The following is a 15526-nucleotide window of genomic DNA, read 5'->3' as shown; positions in this document are numbered from 1 at the left end:
GTCAGGTGCAGACCATGAAACGAGAACTCGCAATTGAATTTTCCCGCGTCACTGAGGCGGCAGCGCTGGCTGGCTATCGCTGGTTAGGACGTGGTGATAAAAATGCGGCCGACGGCGCAGCCGTTAATGCCATGCGCATTATGCTCAATACCATCAACATCGATGGCCGCATTGTCATTGGTGAAGGCGAAATTGATGAAGCGCCTATGCTCTATATCGGTGAACAGGTCGGCACCGGCCAGGGCGATGCCGTGGACATCGCGGTTGATCCGATTGAAGGCACACGCATGACCGCTCTGGGTCAGGCCAACGCGCTGGCGGTGCTGGCAGTTGGCGACAAAGGCAGCTTTCTGCACGCACCTGATATGTACATGGAAAAACTGATTGTCGGGCCAGGGGCGCGTGGCGCTATCGACCTTAACCTGCCGCTGGAGACCAACCTTAAAAACATCGCTATTGCGCTCGGTAAGCCGCTGACTCAGCTAACGGTATCGATCCTGGCGAAGCCGCGGCATGACACCGTTATTGCGCAGCTGCAGACGCTGGGCGTGCGCGTGTTTGCTTTTCCCGATGGCGATGTAGCGGCGTCGATCCTGACCTGTATGCCTGACAGTGAAGTGGATGTGCTGTATGGCATCGGCGGTGCGCCTGAAGGCGTGGTCTCAGCAGCCGTGATCCGCGCAATGGATGGTGACATGCAGGCACGTCTGCTGGCGCGTCATGAGGTTAAAGGCGAGAGCGAAGAGAATCGCCGGCTGGGTGAACAGGAGCTGCGGCGCTGCGCAGAAATGGGGATCGCTGCAGGCTGTGTGTTAACGCTGAATGAGATGGCACGAAACGACAACGTGATTTTCGCCGCCACCGGCATCACCAGCGGCGATCTGCTGAAGGGCATCACCTGTAACGGCAATATCGCCACCAGCGAGACGCTGCTGGTACGCGGCAAGTCGCGTACCATTCGCCGCATCCAGTCGATCCACTATCTGGACCGCAAGGATACGGCGCTGCACCCGTTTATCCTGTAACCGTCTGCTTGCCGCTCTCGGGATGACGTGAGAGCGGCCACCAGCACAGCAGCATCACCAGCGACGTGACAAACATCAGCAGGCCCAGACTAGACTGATCGTGCTGTGGCAGCAGCGCAGAGAGCCACGCAACCACGCCCGAGCCCAGGTTCTGCAGGCCGCCAATCAGCGCCCCTGCACTGCCCGCCAGCCACGCGTAAGGCTCCATGGCACCCGATGTCGCCAGTGGGAACAGCATGCCGGCCCCGAAGAAAAACAGCGCTGCGGGCACCAGCAGCGTCCAGATATTCATTACACCAAACCACGACGGGATCCACATCAGCAGGCCAGCCAGCAGGCAGCTGTTGACTCCATACCACATCAGCGTATGCCAGGATGTCTCTTCCCGCCCCGCAAACCAGGCACCAAAAAAGGCGGCCGGGATCGGCAGAATAAACAGAATGCTGACGGTCAGGCCATCCAGTCCCAGTACGCCCCCCATCAGCACACCGCAGCTCGCTTCAAAGACGGCAATGCCCGCCAGTGCACCCACCAGCAGCAGCAAATAGCGGATAAAATTGCCGTCGCTGAGCAGCGTGGCGTAGCGGCGCAGAAAAGGCGTAGCCGGGGCATCATTCGGCCGGGTTTCCGGCAGCCAGCGGGCCATGGATGCCGTGACGCCCAGGCACAGCAGCAGCAAAAAGGCGAAGCAGGCGTGCCAGCCAATCAGCCGGGTCAGCAGCGCCCCTATCACCGGTGCCAGCAGCGGACTCACCAGAATGCCCATGTTCAGCAGGCTGTTAGCCCGCCGCAGCGCGGTTCCGGCATACAGATCGCGCGGCATCGTGCGCGCCATAACGCCGGCAACGCCGGTGCCGAGTCCCTGGATAGCGCTGCCCAGCACCAGCATCTGCAGCGATGAGGCAAACAGCGCGATCAGCGCGCCGCAGGCAAAGATCGTCATACCGGTGAGGATCACCGGGCGACGTCCTACGCTGTCAGAGAGCGGGCCATAGATCAGCTGCGATCCGCCATAGGTAATCAGATAAGCAGCCATGACCTGCTGCATTGCGCCGCTGCGCACGTTCAGCGCTTCCGCCATCACGGCCATAGCAGGCACATAAATGGTTTGTGCCATCTGACCTACGGCCACCAGCACAATCAGCATGAATAACAGAAAACGGTTTTGAGTTTTATCGATCTGCATGGAACACGGTATCAGCCTGAAAAAAAGAGTGCGCCGGCAGCACACAAGGTTTGCCGGCAGTAATGGCGGCAAAAATATCAGGATTACCGGGCAAATCGAGAGCTGAGCCGCAGGAAGGCGGGTTGCCAGCCGTCAACCTCCTGTACCAGACTGTAAACAGGCTGCTACAGGTAGTGATCTGTGCGGCGGTTTTGTCGCAAAGAGCGCTTTCGCCGCAGCCGGGCTGACAAGCACGGAGCAGGCTGGTAAAGATAGCGATAACCGGGAGAATTCAACAGGAGCACCTATGGCCGAGTGGATTAATGCAGAAGTAAAAGAGGTAAAAAACTGGACCGACGCGCTGTTCAGCCTGCGCGTTACTGCCCCTATCGATCGGTTTACCGCCGGGCAGTTTGCCAAACTGGCGCTGGAAATTGAGGGCGAGCGCGTGCAGCGCGCTTACTCCTACGTCAACGCCCCCGACGATCCGCTGCTGGAGTTTTATCTGGTCACTGTACCGGAAGGTAAACTCAGCCCGCGTCTGCAGGCACTGCAGCCGGGCGAGCAAGTGATGCTGACCAAAGAGGCGTCCGGCTTTTTTACCCTGGATGAGATCCCTGACTGTCGTACCCTGTGGATGCTGGCGACCGGCACCGCCATCGGGCCTTACCTGTCGATTTTACAGCAGGGTGAAGACCTGGCGCGTTTTGACCATATTGTACTGGTTCACGCTGCGCGCTATGCCAGCGATCTCAGCTTTTGGCCGCTGATGCAGTCGCTGCAGCAGCGTTATGCAGATAAGCTGCATATTCAGACCGTGGTCAGCCGTGAAAGCAGCCCGGGGTCACTACAGGGCCGGGTGCCGCAGCTGATTGAAAGCGGTGAGCTGGAGCGTGCCGTGGGGCTGCCGCTCGACGCAGAAAGCAGCCACGTTATGCTGTGTGGTAATCCGCAGATGGTGCGCGATACCCAGCAGTTGCTGAAAGAGAGTCGCGGCATGCGCAAACATTTCAAACGCAAACCGGGCCACATGACCAGCGAACACTACTGGTAAGGTTGCCGTAACATCCCGCCACGCTTTTCACCGCGCGGGTTTTGACTTTCAGCGGTAAAAACCGTTTTAATCGTGCCCTAAGTGAATGATTCAGGGCCGATGCAATGAAGACACTGCCAGCCGCGCTGCTGCTTAGCTGCGCGCTGTCATCTCCTGCCTGGGCAGACGAGACGCCACCCGATCGCAGTGCGCATCTGCCGGTGGCACCTTATCTGCTGACAGGCGCGCCTGCGTTTGATATGACGATCGCGCAGTTTCGTGAAAGCTATAACGCAGCTAATCCCGCACTGCCGCTGCCGGAATACCGTGCAATAGATAATCGCGATGATAAAAGTCACCTGACGCGCGCAGCCAGCAAAATCAGCGAAACCCTCTACTCTTCCACCGCGCTGGAACAGGGTACCGGAAAGATTAAAACGCTGCAGATCACCTGGCTGCCGGTGCCGGGTCCGGAAATGAAGCTGGCTCAGCAGCAGGCGATAAATTATATGCGCGCACTGCTGCGCTATTTCGTGCCGGGACTCTCACCCGAAGAGGGACGCCAGAAGCTGGACGCATTACTGAGCGCCGGTAAAGGCGCGCGCTATTTTAGCCGCACAGAGGGTGCGCTGCGTTTTGTGGTGGCTGACAATGGCGACAAAGGCCTGACGTTTGCCGTGGAGCCGATTAAGCTCACGCTGCCTGCTCCCTGATATCACAGGCGGAAATGACGAAAAGCAAAGCCAGCGCCCTTTTTGATCTCTATACTGTCTGGCAGACATCGCTGCCATGACGGCAGCGCTATTTCATGAATCGCGTAATGCGGAGGAACGAATGCGACATCCACTGGTTATGGGTAACTGGAAACTGAATGGCAGCAAGCAGATGACTGGCGAGCTGATTGAAGGTCTGCGTACCGCGCTCTCGGGCGTGGATGGCTGTGGTGTAGCGATTGCCCCACCGGCAATTTATCTGGATCAGGCAAAACATGCGATCTCCGGTAGCCACATTGCGCTGGGTGCGCAGAACGTCGATGTTAACCTTTCAGGTGCATTCACCGGTGAAACCTCCGCAGAGATGCTGAAAGATATTGGCGCGAAGTACATCATTATCGGTCACTCTGAACGTCGTACTTACCACAAAGAGAGCGACGAATTTATTGCGAAGAAGTTTGCGGTGCTGAAAGAGGCAGGCCTGGTGCCGGTACTCTGCATTGGTGAAACCGAAGCGGAAAATGAAGCAGGCAAAACAGAAGAAGTGTGCGCACGTCAGCTGGATGCCGTGCTGGAAACTCAGGGCGCAGCGGCGTTTGAAGGCGCAGTCATCGCCTATGAGCCGGTCTGGGCTATCGGTACCGGCAAGTCTGCCACACCAGCGCAGGCACAGGCGGTGCACAAATTTATTCGTGACCATATTGCGAAGAAAGATGCCGCTGTCGCAGAGCAGGTCATTATTCAGTATGGCGGCTCAGTAAACGACAAAAATGCTGCTGAACTCTTTACCCAGCCCGATATTGACGGAGCGCTGGTTGGCGGCGCGTCGCTGAAAGCAGACGCCTTCGCCGTAATCGTGAAAGCGGCGGCACAGGCAAAACAGGCATAAGTCTGTCTGTTTTGTATAAGGCGACCCGCGGGTCGCCTTTTTTATCGCCGCTGACTCAGGGAGAGAGCAGCCGGCAGGTGTGATCCTGCAGCATCTCTGCCGCCCCCGGATTCAGACGCAGCCAGTTACGCTGCAGCGCCAGCAGCACCAGCCTTCCGTCCGGCAGCGCAGCCAGCGCCATACCGTAGCGACCCATTTCGCCGCGCGCCCCCGGCACCTCGCTGGCCAGACGCATAAACGTGCTCTGCTGCGCCAGCTGTGCGGCAGAGAGCGTACGGACCAGATAGTGATGCTGGCGCAGCGTGATGTGCTGCCAGCGCTCACCGAGGCGCAGAGCCTCATCGTCAAGCTGCTGACGCACGTCGGGTTGCAGGCACGAAATATGAATATGCAGCTGATTCTGCGTACGGCCATACTGTGCATTGACCGCCAGCGACAGTGCCCGATCGTTTACAGGTCTGCCCCATCGCTGCGCCAGCAGGCTGCGCTGCTGCCAGGCGGCAGCAAAAAAATCGGGCGTGGCGGGCTGCAGAAGAGCGGGGCTTTCCATACCGGCAATCTTGGTTGTCGGGATCAGCAGATATTGCAGCGGACCGTGAATATCTTTGAGCGTGACATAGCCCTGGGTCAGATTAACCTGCTGACAGGGTGCCGGATTACCCTGGTGACGCATACCCGGCACGCACTGTTCACTGACAATCTGCCAGAGCGCATCGGCGTTTTTATGCAGCCGGTATGCAGTTACCAGCAATCCGGCAATCAACAGCATCAGGCATAGCGTAAGCCACTTCAGTAGCCGGTTTCGTCCCCGCATCATTATTGTCTCAGCCATGCATTTCCGCGCATCCTGCCGTGAACAATGTGCGTTGTCACGGCTTTTCCCGACACCATAATGTAAAACGGCCAGCACATGGCTGACCGTGTTGGCGCAATAATACTGCGTTTACGGTTTCATGACCTGATCGTAGCTGCCACCGTCGGCAAAGTGATCTTTCTGCGCTTTACTCCAGCCGCCAAACTTCTCATCCACGGTGAAGAGTTTTACCGGTGCAAAGGTGCTGGCAAACTTCTTCGCGACCTCTGCATCACGCGGACGATAGAAGTTCTGCGCCGCGATAGTCTGGCCTTCCGGAGAATAGAGATATTTCAGGTAGGCTTCTGCCACGCTGCGTGTACCCTGCGCGTCGACCACTTTATCCACTACGGAAACCGTAGGCTCTGCGAGAATGGATTCGGCTGGCGTCACGATTTCAAACTTATCTTTACCCAGTTTTTCGACTGCCAGATACGCTTCGTTTTCCCAGGCAATCAGCACGTCACCAATTCCGCGTTCAACGAACGTATTGGTTGCGCCACGCGCGCCGGAATCCTGCACCTCAACGTTTTTAAATAACGCTTTTACATAGGCGAGTGCTTTAGCCTGATCGCCCTGATTCTGATCCAGCGCCCAGCCCCATGCCGCCAGATAGTTCCAGCGCGCGCCACCGGAAGTTTTCGGGTTTGGCGTGATCACCGATACGCCAGGCTTAGTCAGATCTGACCAGTCGTGAATATTTTTGGGATTGCCTTTGCGTACCAGAAACACAATGGTGGAGGTATAGGGCGCAGAGTTTTCCGGCAGGCGTTTGATCCAGTTTTTGTCGATACGGCCGCGCTCAGCAATCGCATCCACATCAGACTGCAGCGCCAGCGTAACCACATCGGCACGAATACCGTTGATGACGGAGGTCGCCTGCTTGCCTGAGCCGCCGTGCGACTGACGGATCACCACGTTGTCGCCGGTCTCCTGCTTATAGTGGGCGCTGAAGGCTTTGTTATATTGTTCGTAGAGTTCGCGGGTAGGATCGTATGAGACGTTTAACAGCTGATAATCCTTTGCCAGCGCACCAGACGATGCCAGTAACAAGGTGATGCCAATACTCCACTTATTCATTGCCTGCTCTCCCGCGTAGGTTATGCCGCAAGAGTGACACAAAGCGAACAGTGGATTAAAGAATTAAAAATAAGCAGTTATAACTTGCGAGAATATAGAAACAGCGAAAAGGCGCGAACGGGGTCGCGCCTGTGCACAGGTTAGTAGAGCTTTTTCGCTGTATCGAGCCAGTCACGCTTGAACGGACGCTTCATGTTCTCAATGGCATCGATAATATCGTGGTGCACCATCTTCTCATTCTGAATACCGACGCAGCGGCCGCCATAGCCCTGCAGCAGCAGCTCAATTGAGTAAGCCCCCATGCGTGACGCCAGAATGCGGTCGTAGGCGCAGGGCGCGCCGCCACGCTGAATATGTCCCAGAACGGTGGCGCGGGTTTCACGCTTTGTCTCTTCTTCAATAAAACGGGCCAGATCGTCGATATCGCAGATGTGCTCGGTAATCGCCACGATGGCGTGTTTTTTCCCTTTTGCAATGCCCGCTTTGATCTCTTCAACCAGCTCTTCACGGGTATAGGGAATTTCCGGCAGCACAATAAACTCACAGCCGCCGGCAATGGCCGCTGCCAGCGTCAGATCGCCACAGTAGCGGCCCATCACTTCCACAATTGAGATACGCTGATGCGACGAGGAGGTGTCGCGCAGACGGTCAATCGCTTCCACAACGGTTTCCAGCGCGGTGAAATAGCCGATGGTGTAGTCAGTGCCGGCGACGTCGTTGTCGATGGTGCCTGGCAGACCGATGCAGGGGAAACCCATCTCAGTCAGTCGTTTGGCACCCATATAGGAGCCATCACCGCCAATGACCACCAGCGCATCGATACCCCGCTTTTTCATGTTTTCGATCGCTGCCTGGCGCACCTCTTCATTGCGGAACTCCGGAAAACGCGCAGAGCCGAGAAAAGTGCCGCCGCGGTTAATCATGTCAGAAACACTGTAGCGGTCGAGATTAATCATGCGATCTTCATACAGACCCAGATAGCCGTCATAGATACCAAAAACTTCCAGGCCTTCACTCAGGGCGGAACGGACAACTCCGCGAATGGCTGCGTTCATGCCCGGGGCGTCGCCGCCGCTGGTCAGTACTCCGATTTTTTTGATCATGACAACCTCTGGATTGTTCAAAACTAAGGATTATTCCCGCCGATCGACCGGGTCATGCCTGCTCCCGAACGTGGGGCTTAATAGTTGCAGATAGTATATCAAAGGCTCAATGCTGAATTGATTCAGGTCAGACAAGTTTTCGCTAATTTTTTAAAGAGTTGTTAGCGCTTTGTCATTTTTAACATATAAGCGCCTGAACTAAAAAACTAAAATCGGAAGAAGCCCTGCTGATGTTCCGGGACGACCGAGCAGGGATCCTGGTGAATAATGATGTCGGAACCCGGAAATTTGCGGCGCAGTGCCTGTTCAATCTCATCAGCAACGTGATGCGCCTGAACCAGCGGCAGCGCATCTTCCATTTCCAGATGCAGCTGAATAAACCGCGTCGGCCCTGACTGCCTTGTACGCAATGCATGCGCACCGTGCACGCCAGGCCACTCTGTCACCAGCGCAATAATTTGCTGCTTTTCCTGCTCGGGCAGCGCGCGATCCAGCAACGACTGTACGGCTTCATATCCCATACGCAGCGCGTTATAGAGGATATAGACGCCGATCCCCAGCGCAAATAACGCATCAGCACGCGCAAAACCGTAGCTGCTCAGACCGAGCGCGATCAGGATTGCGCCGTTCATAACGATATCGGACTGATAGTGCAGCATATCGGCGCGAATCGCCTGACTGCGGGTGCGCCGGACAACCCAGCGCTGAAACGCCACCAGCGCCAGCGTGGAAAAAAGGGCAACAAGGGTTACGACGACGCCGACCAGCGGCGCGCGCAGCGTTTCCGGCTTTGCCAGATGCTGGATACCGGTCAGAAAAAGAAAGAGTGCGGAGCCGGAGATAAACATGCTCTGCGCCAGCGCTGCCAGTGACTCCGCTTTGCCATGCCCGAATGTATGATCATCGTCAGCAGGCTGCAGTGCATAACGCACCACCAGCAGATTAGTCAGCGAGGCGGCAATGTCTACCAGCGAATCCACCAGCGCCGCCAGCACGCTGACTGAGCCGGTGTACCACCAGGCGAAAATCTTGACCAGCAGCAGCAGGAGCGCCAGTGAGGTCGCGGCCAGCGCAGCACGCCGGACCAGTGTTGCGTACTCAGAATCCATGTTTCGCCCTATCAGACAGATGCGTGTTCCAGTCGTAACTGAAAACAAGTTTATCATCAGTCCGGCCAGGCTGCGTCTGCGATGCGGCATTTCCCGGCACGCCATACCGCGGGCAAAAAAAACCCCGCCATCATGGCGGGGGAAGACAGGGATGGTGTCTATGGCAAGGAAAACAGGGATACTATGTTACTGGTTACTACGGGTGCTGCTCACTGCTTGCAGCGATGACGATGGCTGCAATCCTGAGAACCGACGAACATCATTCAGCCGTCGTTCATGATTCTTTTTTAATGCCGCCTGCTGCACAGGCGTCAGCAGGTGATACATCTGATTACGAACCCGGGCCATCTCAACCTGCAGGTCAACCTGCGCGCGGGCCTGTTTTTCAGCCAGCTGGCGGATCGCCGATTCATTAAATTTGTCTGCAGTGACAAGGTCATGCATAGTTTCAATATCCTGAACGCTTAACACCGGGCGCTCATGGCGTGCTTGCTGCATCAGGTCCCGCATTTGCTGCCGTTGCTGTTCGGTAAGCTCAATTCCATCGAACATGTGACTTTGCGGATTTTGCGTCATACTGCCTGTCGTCAAGCCGCCGTTTTGATGCATCTCTTCAATCGCTGTCGTCTCTGCTGCAACTGCGCTGGCGTGACTAAGAACCATCGCTGAAGCAATGACGATGACGGTTAAGTTGCGCATCGTTTACTCCCGGTTTGCTCTGTTTTGCGATTCAACGAGACCCAGTTTACGGCGGCAGCTGCAAACAACCGTCAGGGGGTGTAAAACTACGTAAAGCGTTGGATTGCCAGTGTGGGAACACGGTATTTTGCCTGCGGAGGGCAATAAAAAATGAATAAAATCCTGTTGGTAGATGACGACCGCGAATTAACTTCGCTGCTTAAAGAATTACTCGAAATGGAAGGGTTTGACGTCATTGTAGCCAGCGATGGAGAGCAGGCTCTTACCCTGCTGGACAGCTCCGTTGACCTGTTGCTGCTGGATGTCATGATGCCGAAGAAAAACGGTATCGATACGTTAAAAGAGCTGCGTCAGCAGCATCAGACGCCGGTCATCATGCTGACGGCTCGTGGCAGCGAACTGGATCGCGTTCTGGGACTGGAATTGGGGGCGGATGATTACCTGCCTAAACCTTTCAATGACCGCGAGCTGGTGGCGCGTATTCGTGCGATCCTGCGTCGTTCAAACTGGAGCGAGCAGCAGCAACAGCAGCACGATACCAGTTCGCCGACGCTTGAAGTCGACTGCCTGCGCCTGAACCCAGGCCGCCAGGAGGCGAGCTTTGATAACGAAACGCTCGATCTCACCGGCACTGAGTTCACGTTGCTTTACCTGCTGGCGCAGCATCTCGGCCAGGTGGTATCGCGGGAACATCTCAGTCAGGAGGTGCTTGGTAAACGCCTGACGCCCTTTGACCGTGCCATCGATATGCATATCTCCAACCTGCGCCGCAAACTTCCTGAGCGTCGTGATGGCCATCCATGGTTCAAAACGCTGCGCGGACGCGGCTATCTGATGGTTTCTGCATCATGATAGGCAGTCTGACGACCCGCATCTTCGCCATCTTCTGGCTTACGCTGGCGCTGGTGTTGATGCTGGTCCTGATGGTGCCCAAGCTCGATTCGCGTCAGATGACCGCCCTGATGGAAAGCGAACAACGGCAGGGCACCATGATTGAACAGCATGTTGAAGCGGAACTCTCTCAGGATCCCCCTAATGACCTGATGTGGTGGCGCCGGCTGTTTCGCGCTATCGACAAATGGGCACCACCGGGCCAGCGCCTGTTGCTGGTAACCAGTGAGGGCCGGGTGATTGGCGCACAGCACAACGAAATGCAGGTGATCCGTAACTTTATCGGCCAGTCAGATAACGCCGATCACCCGCAGAAGAAAAAATATGGCCGCGTTGAGATGGTGGGCCCCTTTGCCGTGCGCGACGGTGAAGATAACTATCAGCTCTATCTGATCCGACCGGCCACCAGCTCCCAGCTCGATTTTATCAACCTGTTATTTGACCGGCCGCTACTGCTGCTGATTGTCACGATGCTGATTAGCTCTCCGCTGCTGCTCTGGCTGGCATGGAGCCTGGCACGACCGGCGCGCAAGCTGAAATACGCGGCGGATGAAGTGGCCAGCGGCAACCTGCGCCAGCATCCTGAACTGGAGTCGGGTCCGCAGGAGTTTCTGGCGGCCGGTTCCAGTTTTAACCAGATGGTCAGCGCGCTTGAACGCATGATGACCGCGCAGCAGCGCCTGCTATCTGACATCAGCCATGAACTGCGCACCCCACTGACGCGACTGCAGCTGGCTACCGCTCTGCTGCGTCGTCGCCATGGTGAAGGCAAAGAGCTGCAGCGCATTGAGACAGAAGCGCAGCGGCTGGATGGCATGATCAACGATCTGCTGGTGCTGTCACGCACCCAGCATAAAAATGCCCTGGTCAGCGAGGCGATGAAAGCAAATCAGCTGTGGAACGGCGTGCTGGAGGATGCGCGCTTTGAAGCAGAACAGATGGGTAAAACCATGGAAGTGCCTTATCCGCCTGGTCCGTGGCCGCTGTACGGCAACCCGCATGCGCTGGAGAGCGCCCTGGAAAATATCGTACGCAATGCGCTGCGCTATTCTGATTCGCACATCAGCGTGAGCTTCTCGGTGGATATTCAGGGCATTACCGTTCACGTGGATGATGACGGTCCGGGCGTGAGCGAAGAAGATCGCGAGCAGATTTTCCGCCCGTTCTATCGTACGGATGAAGCGCGCGATCGCGAGTCTGGCGGCACCGGGCTTGGGCTGGCGATTGTGGAGACGGCCGTACAGCAGCATCGCGGCTGGGTCAAAGCAGATAACAGCCCTCTGGGCGGCCTGCGTCTGACGCTCTGGCTCCCGCTATACTCTGCCCGGCAGTAATTTGTTATGCTTCGGCCCCTGATTGCGGGGGGCCTTATGCTGAACATTGTTTTATTCGAACCTGAAATACCACCCAACACCGGTAACATTATCCGCCTGTGCGCTAACACCGGCTTTCAGCTGCATCTGATCGAGCCGCTTGGCTTTGCGTGGGATGATAAACGACTGCGCCGCGCCGGGCTTGATTACCACGAATATACCGCGCTGAAAAAACACGCCAGCTACAGCGCTTTCCTCGCATCTGAAGCGCCGCAACGCCTGTTTGCGCTGACCACGAAAGGTACACCGGCACACAGTGCGGTCAGCTATCAGGCCGGAGACTACCTGCTGTTTGGCCCGGAAAGCCGGGGTCTGCCCGCTGAGATCCTGGACGCCCTGCCCGCCGGACAGAAAATACGTATCCCGATGCGCGCCGAAAGCCGCAGCATGAATCTGTCGAATGCCGTATCGGTAGTGGTGTATGAAGCGTGGCGCCAGCTCGATTTCGCCGGCGCGCTGATCAAAGATTAAATCCCGTCGCCATATTCAAAACCGGCGCCGGTGAAGTGCTGATCCATATCCATTGAGGGTTTGTCGCTGGCGGGCTTGCCCACAATGCGCGCCGGTACGCCGGCAGCGGTGGTGTGCGGAGGAACAGGCTGCAGTACAACAGAGCCGGCGCCAATTTTTGCGCCGCGGCCTACGTCTATGTTGCCGAGAATTTTGGCGCCGGCACCAATCATGACGCCTTCGCGAATTTTAGGATGACGATCGCCACTGGTTTTGCCGGTCCCGCCCAGCGTCACGGATTGCAGGATAGAGACGTCATTTTCCACTACCGCGGTTTCGCCGATCACAATACCCGTGGCGTGATCCAGCATGATCCCGCGTCCGATATGGGCCGCCGGGTGAATATCAACGGCGAATGATACGGAGATTTCGTTTTGCAGATAGACGGCCAGCGCGCGGCGGCCCTCTTTCCACAGCCAGTGGCCAATGCGATAGGCCTGTAGCGCATGGAAACCTTTCAGGTAGAGCAGCGGCGTGGAGTATTTGTCTACTGCCGGATCGCGCTGGCGTACAGCCTGAATGTCATAGGCCGCTGAAACAATCATTTCCGGATCCTGACGATAAGCTTCTTCGACAATTTCACGCACGGCGATGGCAGGCATAATAGGATTCGCCAGCTTATTTGCCAGCATGTAGCTGAGCGCACTGCCGAGATTTTCATGCTTCAGCAACGTCGCGTGATAAAAGCTGGCCAGCATCGGTTCGCAATCCGCCAGCGCTCTGGCTTCTGCTTTGATATGGTTCCAGACCAGTTCTAACTCTTCAGACGACATTGCTGTTTACTCCCGATAAAAAAGCGCCGCAGAGGCGCTACAGGTTGATGTGCTGAGCATCCTGCTCTAGCCTGGGCTGTTTTCGTCCTTCCTTGTACGACCCAGTAAGCTCAATGCTGCCTCTCGCGCCGTTTTTTCGCAATACAGTACCTGATAAATCTGCTCGGTTATCGGCATTTCGACGCCCATTCGCGCCGCCAACGCTTTGACTTCTTTGGTATTTCTGTAGCCTTCTACAACTTGTCCGATAATGCGTTGCGCCTCTTCAACGCTCTCGCCCTGACCCAGCATCATGCCAAAACGACGGTTGCGCGACTGGTTATCTGTGCAGGTCAGTACCAGATCGCCCAGTCCTGCCATGCCCATAAACGTCACCGGATCGGCACCCAGTGCCGCGCCCAGACGGCTCATCTCGGCCAGGCCGCGGGTAATCAGTGCGGTACGCGCGTTAGCACCAAAGCCAATACCGTCTGAGATGCCGGCGCCGATAGCGATAACGTTTTTAACGGCCCCGCCCAGCTGAACACCGGTAAAATCAGGATTGTTATACACGCGGAAGCTTTTGCCGCAGTGCAGCTTCTGCTGCAGATCGTCAGCAAACTCTGCATTGGTGGCCGCCAGTGCGATAGCGGTGGGTAAACCGGCAGCCAGCTCTTTAGCAAAGGTCGGGCCGGAAATCACCGCCAGCGGAATAGCATCGCCCAGGATCTCCCGCGCAACCTCCTGCAGCAGACGGCCGGTCTCTTTTTCCAGGCCTTTGGTGGCCCAGACAAGGCGGGAATCTGTACGCAGGTAAGGTTTAATCTGCTGCAGCACGTCGCCAAAAACATGGCTCGGCACCACCACCAGCAGATCGCGGCTCGCGCGAACGACCTGTGCAAGATCGGCTTCAGCAATCAGATTATCAGGAAAAGGAACATCGGGCAGGAAAGCGGTATTACAGCGGTCAGCCTGTAAGCGGGCAACGCTTTGCGGATTATGGCCCCAGAGCAGAACCGGATGCCCGTTGCGAGCTAACGTGATAGCGAGAGCGGTGCCGTACGAGCCGGCACCGAGTACGCTGATAGACGCGTTATGTGTTGTCATCAGGCATCCTGACGTGGCGCTTCGCCTTCACCTTGCTGCTGCAGATAGTTCATGAACAGCGCATCAAAGTTAACCGGTGCCAGATTCAGCTGCGGGAACGTACCGCGCGAAACCAGACTGGTCACACACTCACGTGCGTAAGGGAACAGAATGTTCGGGCAGTATGCGCCAAGGCAGTGTGCCATCTGCGTGCCATCAATACCGCTGATGGTGAAGATACCCGCCTGCTGGACTTCGCACAGGAAAGCGGTCTCTTCGCCTACGGTTGCGGTTACCGTCACGCGCAGCACCACTTCATACACTTCATCAGCCAGCTGAGAAGAGGCGGTATCCAGATCCAGTTTAACTTCCGGCTCCCACTCTTTCTGAAAAACCTGAGGCGCGTTTGGCGCTTCAAAAGAGACATCTTTGGTATAAACGCGCTGGATCTGGAACTGCATTTCGTTGGTGCTTTGTTCTGACATGTTACTAAGTCCTTAAGTGATGATTATCAGTGCAGAAGAGTTAAGCCTGAAGCAGAGGATCGAGTCCCTGACGCCCGTCCAGCGCATAGAGATCGTCACAGCCACCGATGTGCTGAGCGTCGATGAAAACCTGCGGCACCGTGGTGCGACCGCTGCGTCTGATCATCTCTTCACGTTTCATTGCGTCCCCATCAATAGGGATCTCCTGATAAGAAACGCCTTTCTGATCCAGTAGCGCCTTTGCACGATGGCAATACGGGCAGGTTACTTTGGTGTAAATCTCAACATTCGCCATGCGGGATACCTCAGATGATTATTTACCGCGAACCAGCGGCAGGTTTTCGCCACTCCAGCCGCTGATGCCATCTTTCAGGACAGCGACATGTTCAAAGCCTGCGGCGCTCAGCGTTGCTGCTGAATCACCCGCGCTTTGACCGGTGGCACATACCACAATTATGGGCTGCGACTTGTGCTTTTCCAGCTCGCCGAAGCTGCCTTTTTTAATATCTGCTGCTGCCACGTTAACCGCTCCGGAAATATGCCCCTTGCGATAATCGTCGCGTGAACGCACGTCTACTACCACCGCGTTCTCTTTATTAATCAGGTGGGTTGCTTCACCACGGCTGATGGTTTTTACCTTAGAGAACATCCCTTTAACGGTGGTCACAATCACCAGAATAAGTAAAACGACCCATGCCAGACTAAGGATGGGGTGATTGCTTGCAAACTGCATGATTTCTTGCATGAGAGGTAACGACTC

Annotated in this window: 18 protein-coding genes; 7 read left to right on the top strand and 11 right to left on the bottom strand. The window is 56.3% G+C overall.

What is annotated here, in order from left to right:
• Positions 1-14 precede the first annotated feature (14 nt).
• A complete protein-coding gene (gene glpX, locus B3041_RS11710; RefSeq protein ID WP_065648445.1) occupies positions 15-1025 on the top strand; it encodes a class II fructose-bisphosphatase in 1011 nt (336 codons plus the stop codon).
• On the opposite strand, the gene emrD is transcribed toward glpX, so the two are convergent.
• Complete coding sequence (gene emrD, locus B3041_RS11705) at positions 1015-2211, bottom strand: multidrug efflux MFS transporter EmrD (RefSeq protein ID WP_065648444.1); 1197 nt, start codon at positions 2209-2211, stop codon at positions 1015-1017. The two genes, glpX and emrD, sit on opposite strands and share 11 nt — an antisense overlap.
• A gap of 286 nt (positions 2212-2497) precedes the next feature.
• On the opposite strand from emrD, the gene fpr reads away from it, so the two are divergent.
• The 3 genes from fpr to tpiA all read left to right on the top strand — a co-directional run bounded on the left by fpr (position 2498) and on the right by tpiA (position 4825).
• Positions 2498-3244 carry a ferredoxin--NADP(+) reductase gene (fpr, locus tag B3041_RS11700; protein ID WP_292974276.1) on the top strand — a complete coding sequence of 249 codons (747 nt, stop codon included), beginning with the start codon at positions 2498-2500 and terminating at the stop codon, positions 3242-3244.
• Positions 3245-3348: 104 nt separating this feature from the next.
• Positions 3349-3936, top strand: coding sequence for a YiiQ family protein (locus B3041_RS11695; protein ID WP_065648442.1), 588 nt, complete (start codon positions 3349-3351; stop codon positions 3934-3936).
• 121 nt (positions 3937-4057) lie between these two features.
• Positions 4058-4825, top strand: a complete 768-nt coding sequence (tpiA, locus tag B3041_RS11690; protein ID WP_065648441.1) for a triose-phosphate isomerase — start codon at positions 4058-4060, stop codon at positions 4823-4825.
• A 55-nt stretch (positions 4826-4880) separates the two neighbouring features.
• On the opposite strand, the gene B3041_RS11685 is transcribed toward tpiA, so the two are convergent.
• The 5 genes from B3041_RS11685 to cpxP form a co-directional block, all read right to left on the bottom strand.
• Positions 4881-5639, bottom strand: coding sequence for a CDP-diacylglycerol diphosphatase (locus B3041_RS11685; RefSeq protein WP_292974304.1), 759 nt, complete (start codon positions 5637-5639; stop codon positions 4881-4883).
• 129 nt (positions 5640-5768) lie between these two features.
• Entirely contained in the window at positions 5769-6758 is a 990-nt protein-coding gene (locus tag B3041_RS11680) for a sulfate ABC transporter substrate-binding protein (protein WP_065648440.1), read from the bottom strand.
• Positions 6759-6898: 140 nt separating this feature from the next.
• Positions 6899-7861, bottom strand: a complete 963-nt coding sequence (pfkA, locus tag B3041_RS11675) for a 6-phosphofructokinase (RefSeq protein WP_039381217.1) — start codon at positions 7859-7861, stop codon at positions 6899-6901.
• A gap of 206 nt (positions 7862-8067) precedes the next feature.
• Positions 8068-8970 (bottom strand): CDF family cation-efflux transporter FieF, encoded by a 903-nt coding sequence (fieF, locus tag B3041_RS11670; protein ID WP_065648439.1) that lies wholly within the window; start codon positions 8968-8970, stop codon positions 8068-8070.
• 186 nt (positions 8971-9156) lie between these two features.
• Positions 9157-9669 carry a cell-envelope stress modulator CpxP gene (gene cpxP, locus B3041_RS11665; RefSeq protein ID WP_065648438.1) on the bottom strand — a complete coding sequence of 171 codons (513 nt, stop codon included), beginning with the start codon at positions 9667-9669 and terminating at the stop codon, positions 9157-9159.
• Positions 9670-9819: 150 nt separating this feature from the next.
• Here cpxP and cpxR point away from each other — a divergent pair, with 150 nt between their 5' ends.
• Genes cpxR through trmL form a run of 3 tightly spaced genes read left to right on the top strand, consistent with a single transcriptional unit; the run spans position 9820 to position 12404 of the window.
• Entirely contained in the window at positions 9820-10521 is a 702-nt protein-coding gene (gene cpxR, locus B3041_RS11660) for an envelope stress response regulator transcription factor CpxR (protein WP_065648437.1), read from the top strand.
• Positions 10518-11894: an envelope stress sensor histidine kinase CpxA gene (gene cpxA / locus B3041_RS11655; protein ID WP_039381221.1), complete on the top strand. Its 1377-nt coding sequence runs from the start codon at positions 10518-10520 to the stop codon at positions 11892-11894. Before cpxR ends, cpxA begins: the two co-directional genes overlap by 4 nt.
• Before the next feature lie 36 nt (positions 11895-11930).
• Positions 11931-12404, top strand: coding sequence for a tRNA (uridine(34)/cytosine(34)/5-carboxymethylaminomethyluridine(34)-2'-O)-methyltransferase TrmL (gene trmL, locus B3041_RS11650; RefSeq protein WP_065648436.1), 474 nt, complete (start codon positions 11931-11933; stop codon positions 12402-12404).
• On the opposite strand, the gene cysE is transcribed toward trmL, so the two are convergent.
• The 5 genes from cysE to B3041_RS11625 all read right to left on the bottom strand — a co-directional run bounded on the left by cysE (position 12401) and on the right by B3041_RS11625 (position 15511).
• Positions 12401-13216, bottom strand: a complete 816-nt coding sequence (gene cysE / locus B3041_RS11645; protein ID WP_065648435.1) for a serine O-acetyltransferase — start codon at positions 13214-13216, stop codon at positions 12401-12403. The genes trmL and cysE overlap by 4 nt on opposite strands.
• A gap of 66 nt (positions 13217-13282) precedes the next feature.
• The gene (gene gpsA, locus B3041_RS11640) at positions 13283-14302 is read right to left on the bottom strand and encodes an NAD(P)H-dependent glycerol-3-phosphate dehydrogenase (protein ID WP_292974268.1); all 1020 of its coding nucleotides are present in this window, start codon (positions 14300-14302) and stop codon (positions 13283-13285) included.
• Positions 14302-14766 (bottom strand): protein-export chaperone SecB, encoded by a 465-nt coding sequence (gene secB / locus B3041_RS11635; RefSeq protein WP_039381225.1) that lies wholly within the window; start codon positions 14764-14766, stop codon positions 14302-14304. Before secB ends, gpsA begins: the two co-directional genes overlap by 1 nt.
• 40 nt (positions 14767-14806) lie before the next feature.
• Positions 14807-15061: a glutaredoxin 3 gene (gene grxC, locus B3041_RS11630; protein ID WP_039381226.1), complete on the bottom strand. Its 255-nt coding sequence runs from the start codon at positions 15059-15061 to the stop codon at positions 14807-14809.
• An 18-nt stretch (positions 15062-15079) separates the two neighbouring features.
• Positions 15080-15511, bottom strand: coding sequence for a rhodanese-like domain-containing protein (locus B3041_RS11625; RefSeq protein WP_065648433.1), 432 nt, complete (start codon positions 15509-15511; stop codon positions 15080-15082).
• Between the last annotated feature and the right edge of the window lie 15 nt (positions 15512-15526).

It is taken from the genome of Pantoea sp. UBA4549 (assembly GCF_002387285.1).
Lineage (GTDB): Bacteria > Pseudomonadota > Gammaproteobacteria > Enterobacterales > Enterobacteriaceae > Pantoea > Pantoea borealis.
Note: the sequence above shows the minus strand (reverse complement) of the source record. Positions and strands in the feature narration are given on the sequence as shown.